The sequence below is a fragment of the Pelagerythrobacter rhizovicinus genome, assembly GCF_004135625.1.
In the GTDB taxonomy this organism is placed as follows: Bacteria; Pseudomonadota; Alphaproteobacteria; order Sphingomonadales; family Sphingomonadaceae; genus Pelagerythrobacter; species Pelagerythrobacter rhizovicinus.
Window position 1 is genome coordinate 779048 of record NZ_SDPV01000001.1, and the last position, 17512, is coordinate 796559.

16 protein-coding genes are annotated in these 17512 nt (G+C 65.9%); 3 read left to right on the plus strand and 13 right to left on the minus strand.

Annotated elements, in window-relative coordinates:
• Positions 1–801, minus strand: a complete 801-nt coding sequence (purC, locus tag ETX26_RS03775; protein WP_129523334.1) for a phosphoribosylaminoimidazolesuccinocarboxamide synthase — start codon at positions 799–801, stop codon at positions 1–3.
• A gap of 253 nt (positions 802–1054) precedes the next feature.
• On the opposite strand from purC, the gene ETX26_RS03780 reads away from it, so the two are divergent.
• Positions 1055–1843, plus strand: coding sequence for a hypothetical protein (locus ETX26_RS03780; protein ID WP_129523335.1), 789 nt, complete (start codon positions 1055–1057; stop codon positions 1841–1843).
• Here the strand turns inward: ETX26_RS03780 and ETX26_RS03785 are convergent.
• The 8 genes from ETX26_RS03785 to ETX26_RS03820 form a co-directional block, all read right to left on the minus strand.
• Complete coding sequence (locus ETX26_RS03785) at positions 1812–3413, minus strand: alpha-amylase family glycosyl hydrolase (RefSeq protein WP_129523336.1); 1602 nt, start codon at positions 3411–3413, stop codon at positions 1812–1814. The genes ETX26_RS03780 and ETX26_RS03785 overlap by 32 nt on opposite strands.
• Before the next feature lie 22 nt (positions 3414–3435).
• Positions 3436–4143, minus strand: coding sequence for a gluconokinase (locus tag ETX26_RS03790; RefSeq protein ID WP_225425492.1), 708 nt, complete (start codon positions 4141–4143; stop codon positions 3436–3438).
• Entirely contained in the window at positions 4136–5125 is a 990-nt protein-coding gene (locus ETX26_RS03795; RefSeq protein ID WP_129523337.1) for an SDR family oxidoreductase, read from the minus strand. The genes ETX26_RS03790 and ETX26_RS03795 overlap by 8 nt, the downstream gene beginning before the upstream one ends.
• 135 nt (positions 5126–5260) lie before the next feature.
• Entirely contained in the window at positions 5261–6172 is a 912-nt protein-coding gene (locus ETX26_RS03800; protein WP_129523338.1) for an acyl-CoA thioesterase, read from the minus strand.
• Between the two features lie 32 nt (positions 6173–6204).
• Positions 6205–7089 carry a cupin domain-containing protein gene (locus ETX26_RS03805; RefSeq protein ID WP_129523339.1) on the minus strand — a complete coding sequence of 295 codons (885 nt, stop codon included), beginning with the start codon at positions 7087–7089 and terminating at the stop codon, positions 6205–6207.
• Between the two features lie 2 nt (positions 7090–7091).
• Complete coding sequence (locus ETX26_RS03810) at positions 7092–8249, minus strand: GNAT family N-acetyltransferase (protein WP_225425493.1); 1158 nt, start codon at positions 8247–8249, stop codon at positions 7092–7094.
• Between the two features lie 113 nt (positions 8250–8362).
• The gene (locus ETX26_RS03815; protein ID WP_165271684.1) at positions 8363–10468 is read right to left on the minus strand and encodes an alpha/beta hydrolase family protein; all 2106 of its coding nucleotides are present in this window, start codon (positions 10466–10468) and stop codon (positions 8363–8365) included.
• 205 nt (positions 10469–10673) lie between these two features.
• Positions 10674–12833 carry a sodium-translocating pyrophosphatase gene (locus ETX26_RS03820; RefSeq protein WP_129524136.1) on the minus strand — a complete coding sequence of 720 codons (2160 nt, stop codon included), beginning with the start codon at positions 12831–12833 and terminating at the stop codon, positions 10674–10676.
• Between the two features lie 210 nt (positions 12834–13043).
• On the opposite strand from ETX26_RS03820, the gene ETX26_RS03825 reads away from it, so the two are divergent.
• Positions 13044–13238: a hypothetical protein gene (locus tag ETX26_RS03825; protein WP_129523341.1), complete on the plus strand. Its 195-nt coding sequence runs from the start codon at positions 13044–13046 to the stop codon at positions 13236–13238.
• Positions 13229–14209, plus strand: coding sequence for a fatty acid desaturase (locus ETX26_RS03830; protein WP_129524137.1), 981 nt, complete (start codon positions 13229–13231; stop codon positions 14207–14209). Before ETX26_RS03825 ends, ETX26_RS03830 begins: the two co-directional genes overlap by 10 nt.
• On the opposite strand, the gene thiL is transcribed toward ETX26_RS03830, so the two are convergent.
• Genes thiL through hisG form a run of 4 tightly spaced genes read right to left on the minus strand, consistent with a single transcriptional unit; the run spans position 14206 to position 17484 of the window.
• Positions 14206–15087: a thiamine-phosphate kinase gene (thiL, locus tag ETX26_RS03835; RefSeq protein ID WP_129523342.1), complete on the minus strand. Its 882-nt coding sequence runs from the start codon at positions 15085–15087 to the stop codon at positions 14206–14208. The two genes, ETX26_RS03830 and thiL, sit on opposite strands and share 4 nt — an antisense overlap.
• Entirely contained in the window at positions 15084–15539 is a 456-nt protein-coding gene (nusB, locus tag ETX26_RS03840) for a transcription antitermination factor NusB (RefSeq protein ID WP_129523343.1), read from the minus strand. Before nusB ends, thiL begins: the two co-directional genes overlap by 4 nt.
• The gene (gene hisD / locus ETX26_RS03845; protein ID WP_129523344.1) at positions 15539–16828 is read right to left on the minus strand and encodes a histidinol dehydrogenase; all 1290 of its coding nucleotides are present in this window, start codon (positions 16826–16828) and stop codon (positions 15539–15541) included. The genes nusB and hisD overlap by 1 nt, the downstream gene beginning before the upstream one ends.
• A complete protein-coding gene (gene hisG / locus ETX26_RS03850; protein ID WP_129523345.1) occupies positions 16828–17484 on the minus strand; it encodes an ATP phosphoribosyltransferase in 657 nt (218 codons plus the stop codon). Before hisG ends, hisD begins: the two co-directional genes overlap by 1 nt.
• Positions 17485–17512 lie beyond the last annotated feature (28 nt).

Consider the following 17512-nt stretch of genomic DNA (forward strand, 5'->3'; position numbering starts at 1 on the left):
CTATTTCTTCGGTTTCGAGCTGCGTAGCTTGCCGCGATGTGCGCTGAGGTCGAACACTTCGCCGGGGCCGCCGTCATCGTTCTGGAGCAGGCCGAGGCGGCGGGCCACTTCCTGGTAAGCTTCCTCCTCGCCGCCAAGGTCGCGGCGGAAGCGGTCCTTGTCGAGCTTCTCGCCCGTCGCCATGTCCCATAAGCGGCAGCCGTCGGGGCTGATCTCGTCCGCAAGGATCAGGCGGCTGTAGTCACCGTCCCAGATGCGTCCGAATTCGAGCTTGAAGTCGACAAGACGGACGTTGATCGCGGCGAACATGCCGCACAGGAAATCGTTGATCCGGATCGCCATGCTGGAGATGTCCTGCATCTCTTCGTTGGACGCCCAGTTGAAGCAGGCGATATGCTCTTCCGCGATCAGCGGATCACCGAGGCCATCGTCCTTGTAGTAGTATTCGATGAGCGTGTGCGGCAGCGGCTCGCCTTCCTCCAGCCCGAGGCGCTTGGAGATGCTGCCGGCGGCGACGTTGCGCACGACCACCTCGATCGGCACGATCTCCACCTGGCGCACGAGCTGTTCGCGCATGTTCAGCCGGCGGATGAAGTGCGTCGGGATACCGATGTGGGCGAGGCGGGTGAAAACATACTCGCTGATGCGGTTGTTGATCACGCCCTTGCCGTTGATCGTGCCCTTCTTCTGCGCGTTGAAGGCAGTGGCGTCATCCTTGAAGTACTGGATCAGTGTGCCGGGCTCGGGGCCCTCGTAGAGGATCTTGGCCTTGCCTTCGTAGATCTGCCGGCGACGAGCCATGGGGGATTCCTTGCGCGCAAAAATGACGGCGCCCCGGCGCGCGAAGCAGGTCGGGCTTCGCATGAACCGGGGCAGGAAGCCGCCCATACTCCGATTGCCCCCTCAAGGCAATTGCAGCCCGGCAAACTCGACGCGGCGAGGACCGTCCTATCACCCGTGCCGGTTCCGGTGCTAGGGAGCGGTGAATCGCCTCGAGCGACATCGGTGCCGGTGTAGGCGACGTGCATTTCTGCAGGTTGGATGGTCCGTGGACATGAACGAGAAGGCGGCGCGGGGCCTCGGGTTGATTGATTTCGCACCCGAGGAGTATCGGCCGGACCCGAAGCGCAGGGCCCTGGCGATCGTCGCGGCCTTGGGGCTCGAGCTGCTGCTGATCGGCCTGCTGCTGTCGCTGGGCCTGCAAGACGCCGGCGAGGGCGAAGCCGAAACGACACTGGTCAGGTTCCAGGCCAGAACCACGCCGGAGCCCGCGGAAGATGGGCCCGAACCGGAGGGCGAAGATGTGGAGAGGTCGGCCGAGCGCCCGCGGGCGGAGCCGGAGGAGGAGGCGCCGCCGCAGCCGATCCGCCCGCCTCCCGCCGCGGCGTCCGAGCGACCCGCGCCGGCGGTGCGGGTGGCGCCGTCCTCGTTCGACCTGTCCAAAGTCGAAGCACCGTCGTCCCCGCCTCGTGCTGCCGCCGGGCCTGCGATCGGTCCGCCCGACAGCGGCTCGGGCGGCGACACCCCGCGGGTCGGCACGGCGCCCAACGGAGAGCCGCTCTACGCCGCTTCGTGGTATCGCGAGCCGCGCGAGGACGAACTGCGTGGATACCTCTCAACGGCGAGCGGCCCAGGGTGGGGATTGATCGCGTGCCGCACCGTGCCCGACTTCCGCGTCGAGGATTGCGTCGCGCTCGAGGAGTATCCCGGCGGCTCCAACATCAACCGCGCGGTGCTGGCCGCCGCCTGGCAGTTCAGGGTCCGCCCTCCGCGGCTCGGGGGCCAATATCAGGTGGGCGCCTGGGTACGGATCAGGATCGAGTACGACCTTCAGCGCCGCTAGGGGGCGCGAGAATGATGAGGCCTTCGTCGCCGCCGAGCCGGCTGGGTATCCCTCCGCCGCTTTCTCCTGAGGAGGCGCGCAAAAGCACTTCGCCCTGGCGGAACTCGTGTGGCAGGTCGAGCGACGCGCTCTCGGCGGACAGGTTGAGGGCCACTGCAATCCGTTCGCCGCGGCGATACGCGAGGACCGCCGGGCCGGCGTCGATCGAGCAGTAGTTCCCCTCCCGAAGATCGGGGAATCGCGTGCGAAGCGCCAGCAGGGCGCGGTGCAGGGCGAGCATGGAGCTGTCGTCGCCTCGCTGACGATCGACGTTGCGTGTCCTGTAATCGTCCGTCAGCGGCAGCCACGGCTCGATTTCGCTGAAACCGCCGAACGCTTCCGCTGACCACTGCATCGGTGTGCGCGCCCGGTCGCGATTGAAGCTCGCGTCCGGTTCGTTCTTCGCCCAGGGGTCTTTGATCCTGCCGTGCGGGACGTGGACGTCGGCGATGCCCAGCTCGTCGCCGTAGTAGAGGGTCGGGGTGCCGCGAAGGGTGAGAAGCAGCATCGCGGCGACCCGCGCCTGTGCCTCTCCCACCCGAGCAGCGATCCGCGGCTTGTCGTGATTGGAAAGTACCCAGTTGGGCCATCCGCCCTCGGGAAGCGCGGTTTCGTACTCTTCGATCAGCTCGCGGATGACTTCCGTCCTCCAGGGCGCTTGAATCAACTGGAAGTTGAACGGCAGGTGCAGGCCCTTGTTGCTTTCGCCGTAGTAGGTCACGAGGCGATCCAGCGGCAGGTAGATCTCGCCGATGAGAAGTCGGTCGACATAGCGGTCGACGACTTCGCGCAGCTCGGCGATGATCTCGTGCACATAGGGCTGGTCGGCGGAATACCGTTGCTGAAAGCGCTGAATTTCGGGTTGGTCGGGCTCCCACGCCGGATTGGGCGGATTGTCGCGAAACCGCGTGTCTTTGGCGAGATGCCAGATCACATCGATGCGGAACCCGTCGACGCCCTTGTCCAGCCAGAAGCGGAGCACATCGTACATTGCTTCGCGAACTTGCGGATTGCGCCAGTTGAGGTCCGGCTGCTTCTCCAGGAAGGCATGGTAGAAATACTGCCCGGTTGCCTCGTCCCATGTCCACGCCGAGCCGCCGAAGTTGCTCCTCCAATTGTTGGGCGGACCTCCGTCCGGTGCGGGATCGTGCCAGATGTACCAGTCGCGCTTCGGATTATCGCGTGAGGAGCGACTCTCCACGAACCACGGATGTTCGTCCGACGTGTGATTTGGCACGAAATCGAGGAGGAGTTTCAGGCCATGGCGATGCGTGTCGTCTAGGAGGCGCTGGAACTCGTCCATGTCGCCAAACAGCGGGTCGATCGCACGATAATCGGCTATATCGTAGCCGAAATCCGCCATCGGCGACTTGAAGATGGGGGAGAGCCAGATTGCCCCCACGCCGAGGTCCCGCAAGTAGCCGAGGCGATGGCGAACGCCCGCAAGATCGCCGATGCCGTCGCCCGACGTGTCCTGGAACGAACGGGGATAGATCTGATAGATTGCTGCGTCGCGCCACCAATGCGTCAAAGGCCGCTCCTTGCACCTGTCTCTACCTAATGACGGGTTGTTGGCGACAGTTCCATGAAACGCTCCGGCCTGCCGCTCGACCGCGCCGGCGAGGGCAGCTCTCGAGATGTGAAAGCACCACCCGCAACTGATCTGCCGTCGAGAGCCTGCCGTCTATCCGGACGAACCTTTCGGGCCGCGCCGGCGGTTCCAGCGTTTCAAGCTGATCGCCCAGAAGTGACGGGGGCATGAAATGATCGCTTCTGCGCCGTATGCGCCGATCCAGTTCGTCGGCAGGTACGTCGACCCAGGCGAACAGTATGTCGCGCGCGTAGCGCCGCAACTGCTCGCGATGGGCGCGACGCAGGGCCGAACAACTCACCACGACCGGCCGCGCCGACGCACGGATCGATCGACCGATGCTGTCGAGAAATGGAACACGATCCTGCTCTGTCAGCGGTACGCCTCGCGCCAGCTTGGCCTTGTTTCGGGGCGGGTGGTGATCGTCGCCTTCGAGCATTGGCCAGCCGCCATACGCCGCAAGCGCCCGGGCGAGGGTCGACTTTCCGCATCCGCTTGGCCCCATGACGACGACCGCCTCGGGGCAGTTCCTGCGAGCACGGTGGCGCCTGGTGCTTGTCAGGACCACCGCGACAACCGCTACCGCCGCGCCGGTGAGTGCGATCTTCAGGAGTCTCCTCTGGAACGATGCCCCACAAGTCCGGCGGTTTGCCTGTGGGCGATCAGCCATATTTGCGCGCGCGGGCGATCAGCAGCGCCGCCGCCGCGAGACCCACGCCGGCGAGAACGCCATTCCGCCTTCGATTGAGCGCCATCTGCCAGCTCTTCTCGACCGCCTCGCGGTCGAAGCGCCCGTGCGCACCCGGATCGCCTCGGGGCGGCTCAAAGAGATTGTCCTCCCGATCTCCTTCGAGAGGCTCGGGCGAGGACTGGCCCGAGATGCCGCTCCCCGCGAGCATGTGGTCGATGAGCGGCGATGCCACCCGGTCGCCTCCGATCGCCCGCACGGTCGTGCTGCCGACCCAGACTTCCTTGCGCCGTGCGTCCGCTGCAAACCGGATCGCGCGGGCGGCGGCTTCTGGCTGGTAGATCTTGCCGACCGGGCGAGGCTTCCTGTCGATGCGCGCTCGCGCCCAGTCGAACTGGGGCGTGTTGACGGCGGGCAGCTGCACCATGGTGACGTGGACCTTGCTTCCGCGGTGCTCGAGCTCGGGTCTGATGGAATCGAGAAAGCCCTGCAGCGCGTGCTTGGCGCCGCAATATGCCGACTGCAGCGGAATACCGCGATAGGCGAGGGCGGAGCCTACGAGAACGATCGTGCCCCGATCGCGGGGAAGCATGCGTTTCAATGCCGCGCGCGTGCCGTGAATCTGCCCGAAATAGGTGACCGCCGTGACACGCTCGTATTCCTCCCAGCTCATGTCCATGAAAGTCGAGAAGATGCCGGCAAAGGCATTGTTCACCCAGACGTCGGTCGATCCGAGTTCCCGCTCGACCCGCTCCGCCGCTGCCTCCACGGCGGGGCCATCTGCGACGTCGACCGCGATGCCAAGCGCCCGCGATCCAGCCGCTTCCACCTCGCGCACCGCCGCGTCCAGGCGCTCTTGGCCCCTCGCCAGAATCGCCACGTCCGCGCCGTTCCGTGCAAACTCGCGGACCGTTGCACGGCCTATGCCTGCGCTGCCGCCGGTGACGACGACGGTCCGTCTCACGATGAGAGCTCCCGGGAGGTACTTCTATCGATCATGTCCCAGCAACGGGAGCCGATCCGGCCTGTTCCGGCGGCGAGTTCGATCGAGCGATGCTCAGCGGGCAGTTCGCTGCGTGTCGGTAGAGGGGCCGAGAGGTCAGGTAGCTTTCGGTGTTCGCCGGCGGATCATTCCTTCCTGCGCGACGCTGGCGACCAGCCGCCCCTCGCGGTCGAAGATCCGGCCGCGGTTGAAGCCGCGTCCGCCGCCGCTCCACGGGCTGTCGGTGGCGTAGAGCAGCCATTCGTCCGCCCGCGCCTCGCGGTGGAACCATACCGCGTGGTCGAGGCTCGCGCCGATCATCTCGCCGCGTGCCCAGCTCAGCCCATGCGGCAGCGCGCTGGTGCCGAGCAGCGTGTAGTCGCTGGCGTAGGCGATCACCGCGCGGTGCAGGGCAGGATCGTGCTCGATCGGCGGCAGCGGCGCGGCCGTGCGGAACCAGCAGCGGGCGCGGGGCGGCCGGGGATCGCTGTTCATCCAGTGCAGGCTGTCGACCGTCCGCATCTCGATCGGGCGGGGGCGGAGCATCATCGCCCGCTGCGCCTCGCTCACTTCACCCATCTCGCCGAGGAACTTGCGCCGCTGTTCGAGGTCGGGCGCCAACTCCTCGGGTGGCACCGCCTCAGGCATTTCGTAGTCGTCGTGCGAAAGCCCGTCCTCGGGCCGCTGGAAGCTGGCCGTGAGGTTCAGGATCGGCGTGCCTTCCTGGCTCGCGACGACCCGGCGATTGGCGAAACTCCGCCCGTCGAAGTCGCGCGCGATGGCGTAGTCGATCGTCGGCCCTTCCTTCCCGCCGCGGAGGAAGTAGGCGTGCAGCGAGTGCGCCACCATTCCCTCCGGCGCGCTGGCCTGCGCGGCCTGCAGCCCCTGCGCGATCACCTGCCCGCCGAAGACGCGGCCGACGCCGTCCTTCTGCGGATGGCCGGTGAAGGCGTCCTCCCCCTGCCGCTCGACGGTGAGCAGGCGGACGAGATCGGCGACGAGCTGTTCGGGGCTGGGTTGATCGGTCATCCGCTGCGCTTTGCGGCGTGCGGGCGCCGCGGTCAACGGGCCAGGCCGAGCCGCCGCAGCGCGCGGAACGCCAGCGCCTTCGGCTTGTTCGTGGCCGGCCAGCGCCCCGGAGCTGCCGGCGAGAGCCCGGCGCGCCGCAGCAGGCGGTTGAACCCGCGCGCATCGGCCTCGGCGAAGCTCCAGTCGCTGCGCCAGGTGATCGACAGCGAGATCGAGCTCTCGGGGCCGTTGCGGACGAAGTGCGGCGCCATGACCGGCACGAACACCGCCTCGCCTGGGCCGAGCGCGAACGCGCGTCCGCCTTCGGCCAGCTCGTCGCGCCAGGTCAGCTCGCGCGCGCCGCCGGCGTGATACGATTCGTGGATCTCGTCGGGCGCGAACCGCGCGTCGCCGGCGGGGAACTGCGTCATCGTCTTGCGGCCGACAAGCTGGAGCAAGATGTTGTGCTCGGGGTCGAAATGGTAGGGCGTGACCGCATCGGGGCTGGAGATGAATACGAACGCCTGCGGACGCAGCATGGCGCCCGTCCGCGCCTCGATCTCGGACCTGATCTCGTCCAGCAGGCCGAGCAGCAAGGCCTCGTATTCCGGCACTTGCTCGACGTTCTTGAGCACGGCCCAGCTGTTGCTGCTGGCGATGTGGCGGATCGTGTCCTCGATCGACAGTCCCGTGCCGCTCGGCTTGCCGTCGACACCGATCGGAACGTCGCCGCGGTTGTATTCGATCGAGCGCTCGGGCAGCCGGCTCGCAAGCACCGCCAGCGCATCGAGAGTCAGCAGTTCGTGCGCGGCGAGCCCGTGGCGCAGCACGTGCGGCGTCTCGGGATATGCCGCGGCGAACGCGGCGCGGGCCTCGGGTCCGAACACCGGCGCGGGCGCGCCCTCGGCCGGAACTTCGATGGCGGAATGGGCACCCATTGTCAGGCTCCTCTGGCTTTGCCGCGGCTTTCGGCGCGGAGGATCGGTCGGAACAGCGCCCGGCGCAGCGGCCCGCCGATCGCGACGTTGACGCGCACCATCGCGCGCTTCTCGCGCCAGATGCGCTCGATCATCGGATGGTCCGCCGCCGCGCAACTGTCGCACCACGCCACGTCCTCGCGCTCCAGCAGATCGAGGTTCTCGAGCTGGAGCAACACACCGGGCGAGAAGCGCGCGAAGCGCTCGTCGAACGCGGTCTTGAAGCTGAACGCGCCGGGCGGGGTGATGAAGTTGGCGAGCATTGCGATCGGCTTGCCGTCGAGGGTGAGAGTGAGCCGCTCGAGCCGGCCATGCGCCGACGCGCCGTGCAGCGTCTGCGCAAACCAGTTGCAGGTGCGCGAATCGTCGGCGAGCGCGGTCCGGTTACGGCCCTTCCAGCCGGCCTGCTCAAGCGCGAGGAACTCTTCGATCCAGCGGTCGACGTCCGCTTGGTCGCCGCGCCTTTCGAAGCGCAGCTCTCCCTCTTCAGCGAGACGTTTATGCTGGCGGCGCAGTTCCTTGCGTTTCTTGCCGCTCATCGCTGCTTCGAGATATTCCTGCGGGCCGAGCCCGGAATGCAGCAGCGCGCGTTCCTCCCGCTGCACCACGCCCCACGCGCGGTTCTGCCGGTCCGCGACTTGAGACAGCGCCCGCAGCAGCGGGCCGTCTTCGGCGATCCAGCCCAAATGGAGAAACATTGCACCGCCCGCATGCGCATCGGCCCAGCTGAAAAGCTCGCGCCAGAACGCCTCCTCGTAGCCGCTGCGTACCAGCGGACTGCCAACGAACATGTTGTCGTGGCTCCAATTGCCCATGTTGGGCAGCGGGTAGCCGAAGTACCTTGCTGCCCGCGCCAGTGGCATGAGCCCGCAAAGCTCGCCTGACACCTGCAGAGAGACCAGGGCGACGTTCCGCTCCCGGGCGAACCGCTCGAGCGCCGGCGCCAGGTTCCAGCTTTCGCAGAACGGGTTGGGCTCGGCCGCCACCCGCGCAAGATCGTCCCACTCGGCGAGCGAGAAATGGTCCTGGAACGCGTTCCACGAAGATGCGGCGAAGACGCACAGGCGAGCGAGGCGGCACACCGCTGCCGCATCAGAGCGTTCGAGAGGGGCACTGGCCACGTGTTAACCTTGGCTGCCGCGGACGAACCTGCCGCAAGAGAGCTGGTATCACCGAGACGATTAAGAAAGCTTAGCCGTGACCTCGAGGATCGAAAGGTGTGCCGCCGCTGAGATCAAAGATCCTCAATTCCCAATCGTTCACCCATCTTCTTGGCAGCCGGATCCAGCGGCGGTCGATCCTCGTAGTCCGGATCGCTCGGAATGTAGGAAGGGTTGTGCTTTGCCAACCAGGCCGATGCGCCACCCAACCATTCCAGCCGCTCTTCCTTCGTGAAGAAGGCGCCGTAGTGACCATTCTTCGGCTGTTCCAGATAGGCGAAGTCGACGCCCTCCTGTTTGCCGGCACCTTGCAGCGCACCCCGGAGAATCCGAGCTTGCTCTATGGGAACGCGTGGATCCCGCACGCCATGAACGATCAGAATCGGCGACCACGTACCGCCCGCGTTTCGGGCGGGCGAGACATCCGCAAGTGCGGATGCGCCCTCCGCGAGATAGTTCGCGCCGAATTCTCCTAGGTAGGTTAGATCATATTGCTTCATGCGCGGCAGGTCATAGACGCCGGCTCCCGCGATCGTGCAGTCCCAGCGTTGCGGATCGCGCTGTGCTGCGCGCGCCGAAGCATAGCCGCCATAAGACCAACCCATCATGCAGGCGCGATCCTTGTCGACGAGACCTTGCGCGTCGAGGTAATCGACCACGTCGTTGAGATCATCCTGCATCCGCGTGCCGAAGCCGTCGCTGCGGCCGGCCTTGACGAACTCCGCACCATACCCGCCGGAGCCGCGATAGTTCGGCTGCACGACGACATAACCCTGTTCCGCGATGGCTTGCGCCCACTGATCGTAGCTGGCGTAGTCACGCACACCATAAGGCCCGCCATGGGTCAGCACGACCACCGGCAGATCCTTCTGTTGAGACCGCAGGCGCGGCTTCGTAACGACAGCCTCCATCTCAAGCCCATCGCTTGCAGTGTAGCGAACCATCTCGACCGGGTTCAAAACGCCGTCTTTGAGCTCGGAATGGGTGTAGGAGATCAGATTGAAGCTGCCCGACTCAACGTCGTAGAGGTAGTAAGACGGCAGTTGCGCAGGACGTGAGAGCGCCACGATCATTCTTGTTTCGGCGTCGTTCGTACTGACGATCTGCGCATTTCCCTTGCCGAACTCTTCGCGCAGGAATTCCTGGATCTGGGCGAACCGTGGATCGGTATATTCACGGTACTGGCGGTCGGTCGCGTAGGTGTACCCGAGAATGCCGTTGTCTTCGGCGTTCGGAATCACTCCACTGACGTCATAACCGTCGATCGAAAAGAGCTTCTCGACGATCTCCATGTTGGAGAGGTTTGCTTTGTATATGGCGTCATAGCCTTCGTGATTGCTTCGTACGATCGCCATGTCTGGTTCGTCGAGGAACACCAATGGCTGGATGCCGCTACCGGTAAAATGCTCATCAGTGACCCGCGCCACGGTACGAAAGTTCTCGTTCTCACGAGAGCGATAAAGATAACGCTGTTCGCCGCTGTTGCGGTCATAGGCGACACCCATACGCACCACCCCGTCGCTATCAGCCACCCAGCCGTTCACGATGGGGTTCTTGCGCTGCTCGGTCGATAGGACCTTGCCAGTCGCGACGTCCACCCAATCGACCTGATAGAGGAACATTCGCTCCGTATCGCCACGCCGGTTCGCTTGGCGCGCCAGGAGGATTCGTTTATTCTCCTTGTCTCGGTAGAGAACATTCGAGGCATCCGCCATGGCGTCGTCCCACCCGACGTCGTGAAGCTTGCCGCTCGTGGTATCGAACGCGACTAGCCGATAAATATCGGCGCGTGTTCCGTACACATTTTCACGTGAGGCAAGCGTCATGAGAAGATAGCGGTCATCAAACCATTCATAGCCGAAGACCGAGCGCTGGCCCGTTTCTTTGAAAGTCCCCGCAGATGCGATGGGCGTCGCCTTGCCGCCATCCTGGAGATCGATGATTGCGTAAACGAAGTCGTTGCCGCTGCCGAGTTGTGCTGCGATCTTGGTCCCATCGGGGGAGAGCCGCAGGTTGCTCATCGCTGGAAGCGCCGCGAGTTGCTCCAGTGGAACCTTTGTGGAGATGACTTCGCCGGGCGTTGTTTGCGCGACAGCAGGTGCCGGAAGACCAGCGGCAAGGGTGCACGAGACGAGTGCCGCTGCGCTCGCGCTCCGAATGGCGAGATGTTTGATTTTCATGGATTGCGTCCCCCAAAAGCCAGAAGATTCCCCAGTGGCGGCAACCGGCATCTTCGGCTGTTCCCCCGATGTGGAAGCGCCGAATGAATAGCGATCAGCTGCGTCAAAAGGGCAGTTTTCATCGAAAGCGCATGAAATCGCAAGCAAAAACCCCGCCCGAGGTTTCTTTCGGGCGAGGTTCTCAAACTTAGCGGCTTCTCGTCGTCTAGGCCGCCAGCGCCGCCAGCAGGAGCAGGGCGACGATGTTGGTGATCTTGATCATCGGGTTCACGGCCGGGCCGGCAGTGTCCTTGTAGGGATCGCCGACCGTGTCGCCGGTCACCGCGGCCTTGTGCGCCTCGGAGCCCTTCCCGCCGTGATTGCCGTCCTCGATGTACTTCTTCGCGTTGTCCCATGCGCCGCCTCCGGCGGTCATCGAGATCGCGACGAAAAGCCCGCCGACGATCACGCCCAGGAGCAGCGCGCCGAGCGCGGCAAAGGCATTCTCCTGCCCGGCGATCAGCATGATCACGAAGTACACCGCGATCGGTGCAAGCACCGGCAGCAGCGAGGGCACGATCATCTCCTTGATCGCCGCCTTGGTCACGAGGTCCACCGTACGGGCATAGTTGGGGCGGCTGGTGCCGGCCATGATGCCCTTGTCGGCGGCGAACTGCTCGCGCACGTCCTTGACCACGTCGCCCGCCGCGCGGCCGACCGCCGTCATGCCCATCGCTCCGAAAAGGTAGGGCAGGAGCGCGCCCAGCAGCAGGCCGACGATGACGTAGGGGTTCTCGAGGCTGAAATCGACGTCCGCGTCCGGGAAGAACTCGGTGAGGTCGGTGGTGTAGGCGGCGAACAGGACCAGCGCGGCGAGACCGGCCGATCCGATCGCGTAACCCTTGGTCACCGCCTTGGTCGTGTTGCCCACGGCGTCGAGCGCGTCGGTCTTCTCACGCACGCTGTCGTCGAGGCCCGCCATCTCGGCAATGCCCCCGGCGTTGTCGGTCACGGGACCGTAGGCGTCGAGCGCGACGACCATCCCGGCCAAGGCCAGCATCGCGGTGGCAGCATAGGCAATGCCCATCAGACCGGCGATCTGGTAGGTGACGATGATGCCGGCGACGATTACCACCGTGGGAAGCGCGGTGGCCTCCAGGCTGATGGCGAGACCCTGGATCACGTTCGTACCGTGACCGGTTTCCGACGATTTCGCGATCGAGCGTACCGGGCGATAGTTGGTCCCGGTGTAGTATTCGGTGATCCATATGATGAGGCCGGTGATGACGAGGCCTACCATCGAGCACCAGAACAGGTCCCACCCGGTGAAGCCGCCCACCTGGGTGGACATGCCTTCCTCTGCGAGGGTCCCGCCTTCGGCCACAGTGGTGATCTCGGTCAGGCTCTGCGCACCGATCGGGGCGTTCATGTCGCCGAGCGCATACTGCGTGACGAGCCAAATCGCCGGGATCGAAAGCAGCGCGGTGACGAGGAAGCCCTTGTACATCGCGCCCATGATGTTGGTCCCGCCGCCCAGACGGACGAAGTAGGTCCCGATGATCGAGGTGACGATGCAGGCGCCGCCAATCAGCAGCGGCAGAGCCATCAGCGGCAGCAGCAGATCGCCCACGCCGCTCAGCAACAGCGCGGTGAGCACCATGGTCGCACCCACGGTGACGACATAGGTCTCGAACAGGTCGGCGGCCATTCCGGCGCAGTCGCCCACGTTATCGCCCACGTTGTCGGCGATCACCGCGGGGTTGCGCGGGTCGTCTTCGGGAATCCCCGCTTCGACTTTGCCGACCAGGTCGGCGCCGACGTCGGCCGCCTTGGTGAAGATGCCGCCGCCGAGGCGCGCGAAGATAGAGATCAGCGAAGCGCCGAAGGCCAGCGCCACAAGCGCGTCGATAACCGTACGGTCGTTCGCCGCATGACCCATCCAGCCGACCAGCACATAGAAGAACACCGCGATGGCAAGCAGCGCGAGGCCCGCGACGAGCATGCCGGTGATCGCACCGGCACGGAAAGCGATGGTAAGGCCCTGCTGGAGCCCCGTCTGCGCGGCGGCCGCGGTACGCACGTTCGAGCGGACCGATATGTTCATGCCGATGAACCCGGCCACGCCGGAGAGGATCGCCCCGACGACGAAACCCGTGGCCGAGATCGGCCCGAGGAAGATGCCGACGACGATCGCCACGACTACCCCGACCATCGCGATCGTGGTGTACTGGCGGTTGAGATAGGCCTTGGCGCCTTCCTGGATCGCCCCGGCGATTTCCTGCATCTTCTCATTGCCGGCGGCAGCGCCGAGCACCTGGCGGCTGGTGATGAAGCCGTAAACGACGGCCAACAGCCCCAGAACGATTGCGATCGCGACTAGATTCACGCGCAAGTCCCCTCTTCCCTGGTTTCATTTGGCACGCGGCCCCGCTTTCGCAGGGCCGCAGGCCCGTCGAGGTATAGGGGGTGGCGCGCCGCGCGCAAGTGTCTGCTGCGAAGTTGTGCCCGAATGCCGATCCGCCCCGAAATGCGACATTCACAAGACGAATTTTGCCGCGTCTTGCGGCCAATCGTGCTTAAGATTAAGTAAACGGCCATGCAGAACGCGGTCCAGGCGCTTTTCAAGATCATGCCGTTTCTCTTCGGCATCGGGTTCATTGCGCCGCTGATTGCGCAAACGATGAGCTATTGGGAATGGGAGCCGCCACTGGGCCTCTCGCCGATCGGCTTCGGCCTCCTCATCGGCGGGCCATGGGGGCTCTACGCGACGTGGCGGGGGCGATGGCTGTGACAGAGGGGCAGGGGGCGACAGACGCGATATTCTTCCGCGAGGGGCTTGTCGAAACGCCCGCGCGCGGCGATGCGCCGGCCATTCCACTGACGGGCGACGCGTCGCTCGACAAGCACATCCGTGTCGCGCTGCTCAAGGAAGAGCGCGAGATCGCCCGGCGGTTCGAAGGCGGGAAGATGTGGATCTACCCGGCGTTCGCCTTCACCTGCTACGCCATCTGGCTCAGCTTCTTCCCTCTGGCGATCATGGGCTGGCTCAACCTGCCGCTCGCCTTCGTGCTGTCGACGGTGTTCGCGGTCGGCGGCTACGTCACCAGCCACGAGGCGATGCATTCGAACATCGGCCGCCCGGGCAGCAAGACGCGCTGGCTCAACGAATGGACTGGCAAGGTCTCGACGATCATCATCGTCTTCCCGTTCTCGATGGCGCGGCTGATGCACCTGGAGCATCACTACCACTGCAATCATCCGGAGAAGGACCCCGACTACCCCGACCGCGCGAACGGTCCATGGCACGCGATCTACAAGACCTGGCTCAACCGCCAGCCCGGGGTCGACGGATCGATCCACATCTACAAGCGCATTCTCGCGGAGATGGGGACCAAGGAAGCGGCGGACTCGCTCAAGGACACGATCCGGCTGCAACTGATCTTCATGGCGGTGCTGTTCGGCATGGCCTGGAGCGGTTACGCGATCGAGGCGGCGCTGATCTGGTGGCTGCCGCGGCATATCGGCCTCAGCTACATCCGCTTCTACCTGAGCTGGGCGCCGCATCACCCGCGCGAGGAGCGGGGCCGCTACACCAACACGCGGCTGTTCAAGAGCAGGCTCGGCCATATCGGCTCGATCGGGATGGAGACCCATTTCATCCATCACCTCTATCCCGGCATACCGAGCCATCGGACCAAGGAAGCCTACCACGCGCTGCGCCCGGTGCTGGAAAAGCGCGGGGTGCATTGTCCCGAGATTTAGCCTTCGTGGCTGTAGCCCAGACCTTCGGATGAACGGACCGGCTCGCCATCCAGTAGCAGCGGAGCGCCGTCCAATGGCGCCACGACACGGCCGATCGTTGTCGCGGGCACCGGCAAATCGGCCCTTTCGGACGCGGTAAACAGCAATTGGTAATCGTCTCCCCAGCGCAGGGCCTCGCAGCGCCGGGTTTCGGGCAGGGCGATCGGCGGTGCGGAGCGGTCGACGGCGAAGGTCGCGCCGCTCGCCTGCGCCATTCGCCAGACATCGAGCAGCAGACCGTCTGAAATGTCCATCATCGCGCCGACCATGGGCGCAAGCGCGCGGCCTTCGGCTAGCAGGGGGACGGGCCGGCGGTAGGGCAGGGCGGCGGCATCATCGCCGGCTTGCAACGCCTCGAACCCCGCGAGTGCCGCGCCCAGCGGACCGGTGACGTAGATCGCATCCCCCGGACGCGCTCCGCTGCGCGAGGGCACGGGAACGTGCGTCGCCCGGCCGATGGCGGTCAGTCCGAAGCTGCGCGGCGGGCCGCCCGACACCGTATCTCCGCCGAGCAGCGGCGTATCGTAGGTCGCGAGCACTTCGCGCAGACCCTCGAGAAAGCGCGCTTCGTCGGCGCCCAGCATATAGCCGACGAGCACGCCCGCCGGTTCGGCACCCTTGGCGGCGAGATCGGACAGGTTGGTCGCGACCAGCTTCCACGCCACGTCCGCCGGATCCTGATCCGAAAGGAAATGAACGCCCTCGACCAGCATGTCGTGCGTCAGGACGAGCGTTTCGCCGCCCAGTTCCAGCACCGCAGTGTCGTCGTCCAGGCCGCGGGCGCCGGGGTGCAGCGGCAGGCCGCGCAGGAGATCGATGAAGGCGCTCTCGCCGCTCACCGCACCTGCTTGGCCACGGCGTCGAGCACGCCGTTGACGAACTTGGCCTCGCGATCGTCGAAGAAGGCCTTGGCGACGTCGACATATTCGTTGATTACGGTCGCAACCGGCACGTCCTCGCGGGCGATCAGTTCGTAGGCGCCGGCGCGCAGGACCTGCAGCATGGTCTTGTCGAGGCGGGCGAGATTCCAGCCTTGCGCCAGTCGCTCGCTCAGCAGCAGGTCGATCTCGTCGCAGCGCGCATCGACGCCGGAGACGACGTCGTCGAAGAATGCCATCTCCGCTTCCGCATGATCCTCCTCGCCGATCACGGCGCCGAGGCGGTGCCGGTGAAACTCGTCGAGCAGGCGGGCAAGTGCGGTCCCCTCCATCTCGCGCTGGTAGAGCGCCTGCACGGCCGCGAGCCGCGCAGCGGAGCGGGCGAGCGTGCGTTTCGGCGGACGTGCGGACATTACTTGAGCCTCATGGCAACGGAGTGGGCGTGCGCCGGCAGCCCCTCGGCTTCGGCGAGCGCGACGGCGGCCGGGCCGATGGCGGCAAGCGCCGCAGGATCGAGCGAGATGAAGCTGGTGCGCTTCATGAAGTCGAGCACCGAGAGCCCGCTGGCGAAGCGGGCTCGGCGACCGGTTGGCAGGACGTGATTGGGGCCCGCGACATAGTCCCCGACCGCCTCGGGCGTGTGGCGGCCGAGGAACACGCTGCCCGCATGGCGCAGGCCGGCGAAGAGCGCCTCGGGATCCGCCACCGCAAGTTCGACGTGCTCGGCCGCGAGCCGGTTGGCCAGCGGCACCGCCTGATCGAGCGATTCGACCACGATCATCGCGCCGTTGTCGCGCCAGCTCGCCTGCGCCGTCGTGCGGGTCGCGAGCATGGCCGACTGGGTGTCGATCCGGTCCTCCACCTGATTGGCGAAGGCGGCATCGTCGGTGATCAGGATCGATTGCGAGGTGGGGTCATGCTCGGCCTGGCTCAGCAGGTCGACGGCGATCCAGTCCGGATCGTTGTCCGCGTCGGCGATCACGAGAATCTCGCTCGGCCCTGCGACCATGTCGATCCCGACCACGCCGTAGAGCTGGCGCTTGGCCTCCGCGACCCAGGCGTTGCCCGGGCCGGTGATCACATCGACCCGCGCGATCCGCTCGGTGCCGTAGGCGAGGGCGGCGATCGCCTGCGCGCCGCCGATGCGCCAGACTTCGTCGACGCCTGCGACGTGCGCGGCGGCGAGAACGAGCGAATTGGTCTCGCCCCCGCGGGTCGGCGTGACGACGACAAGGCGTTCCACCCCCGCGACCTTGGCCGGAATGGCGTTCATCAGCAGCGAGGAGGGATAGGCGGCGCGGCCGCCGGGCACGTAGAGCCCCGCCGCATCGACCGGCGACCACCGCGCGCCGAGGCGGACGCCCGCCTCGTCGGTGAAGTCGCGGTCGGCCGGAAGCTGCTCGCGGTGATAGACCTCGATCCGCTTGGCTGCGAGATCGAGCGCATCGCGCAGATCGGGCGCCAGCGCTTGGTAGGCGGCGCTGCAGTCCTCGGGCGTGATCCGCCAGTCGCTCTCGTCCACGAGCCGGTGCTTGTCGAAGCGGGCCGTGTACTCTTCGAGCGCCGCGTCGCCCTTCGCCCGCACGCGAGCGATGATATCGGCGACGTCCTGCCGCACTTCGATATCGCTCTCGCGCCGGCCGTCGACCAGGCGGTCGAACGCCCGTTCGAAACCGGACTCGGTGATGTTCAGACGCTGCATCAGGCCGGCTCCGCCTCGGCAGCGACGGCGCGGAAGCTCTCGACGATCTCGCCCACGCGCGGATCGGTCTTGAGCGCCGCGCGGTTGACGATCAGCCGCGCGGACACCTGCATGATCGTCTCGCGCTCCTCGAGGCCGTTCTCGATCAGTGTGCGGCCGGTGGAGACGAGGTCGACGATCTGCCGCGCCAGGCCCAGCGCCGGGGCGATCTCCATCGCGCCGTTGAGCTTGACGCACTCGGCCTGGACGCCCTTGCTCTCGAACCATCGGCGCGTGAGGTTCGGATACTTGGTGGCGACCCGCATGTGGCTCGCGCCGGCTTGCCGCTCGGTGACGTTTGCAGGTGCAGCAAGCGAGAGGCGGCAGTGCCCGATGTCGAGATCGACCGGGGCGTAGAGGTCCGAATAGTCGAACTCCTCGATCACGTCGGAGCCGACGATCCCCGCCTGCGCCGCGCCGTGCGCGACGAAGGTGGCGACGTCGAACGCGCGCACGCGGATGATGCGAAGATCATCGCGGGTCGTGCCGAAGGTCAGGCTTCGGTTGCCCTTGTCGTGGAAGGCCTCTTCCGGCACGAGGCCCGCGCGTGCCATCACGGGCAGCGCCTCGTCGAGGATGCGCCCCTTGGGGATGGCGAAGGTGAGCGGTGCGGCCATTGCGCCGCGGCACTTAGAGGTCGAGTTC

Excerpts from the sequence above, each read along its gene's own strand:
- ETX26_RS03825 (WP_129523341.1), top strand. The coding sequence starts at position 13,044 with ATGCAGAACGCGGTCCAGGCGCTTTTCAAGATCATGCCGTTTCTCTTC.
- nusB (WP_129523343.1), bottom strand. The coding sequence starts at position 15,539 with ATGTCCGCACGTCCGCCGAAACGCACGCTCGCCCGCTCCGCTGCGCGG.
- ETX26_RS03790 (WP_225425492.1), bottom strand. The coding sequence starts at position 4,143 with ATGGCTGATCGCCCACAGGCAAACCGCCGGACTTGTGGGGCATCGTTC.
- ETX26_RS03805 (WP_129523339.1), bottom strand. The coding sequence starts at position 7,089 with ATGGGTGCCCATTCCGCCATCGAAGTTCCGGCCGAGGGCGCGCCCGCG.
- hisG (WP_129523345.1), bottom strand. The coding sequence starts at position 17,484 with ATGGCCGCACCGCTCACCTTCGCCATCCCCAAGGGGCGCATCCTCGAC.
- ETX26_RS03800 (WP_129523338.1), bottom strand. The coding sequence starts at position 6,172 with ATGACCGATCAACCCAGCCCCGAACAGCTCGTCGCCGATCTCGTCCGC.
- hisD (WP_129523344.1), bottom strand. The coding sequence starts at position 16,828 with ATGCAGCGTCTGAACATCACCGAGTCCGGTTTCGAACGGGCGTTCGAC.
- ETX26_RS03815 (WP_165271684.1), bottom strand. The coding sequence starts at position 10,468 with ATGAAAATCAAACATCTCGCCATTCGGAGCGCGAGCGCAGCGGCACTC.
- purC (WP_129523334.1), bottom strand. The coding sequence starts at position 801 with ATGGCTCGTCGCCGGCAGATCTACGAAGGCAAGGCCAAGATCCTCTAC.
- ETX26_RS03780 (WP_129523335.1), top strand. The coding sequence starts at position 1,055 with ATGAACGAGAAGGCGGCGCGGGGCCTCGGGTTGATTGATTTCGCACCC.
- ETX26_RS03830 (WP_129524137.1), top strand. The coding sequence starts at position 13,229 with ATGGCTGTGACAGAGGGGCAGGGGGCGACAGACGCGATATTCTTCCGC.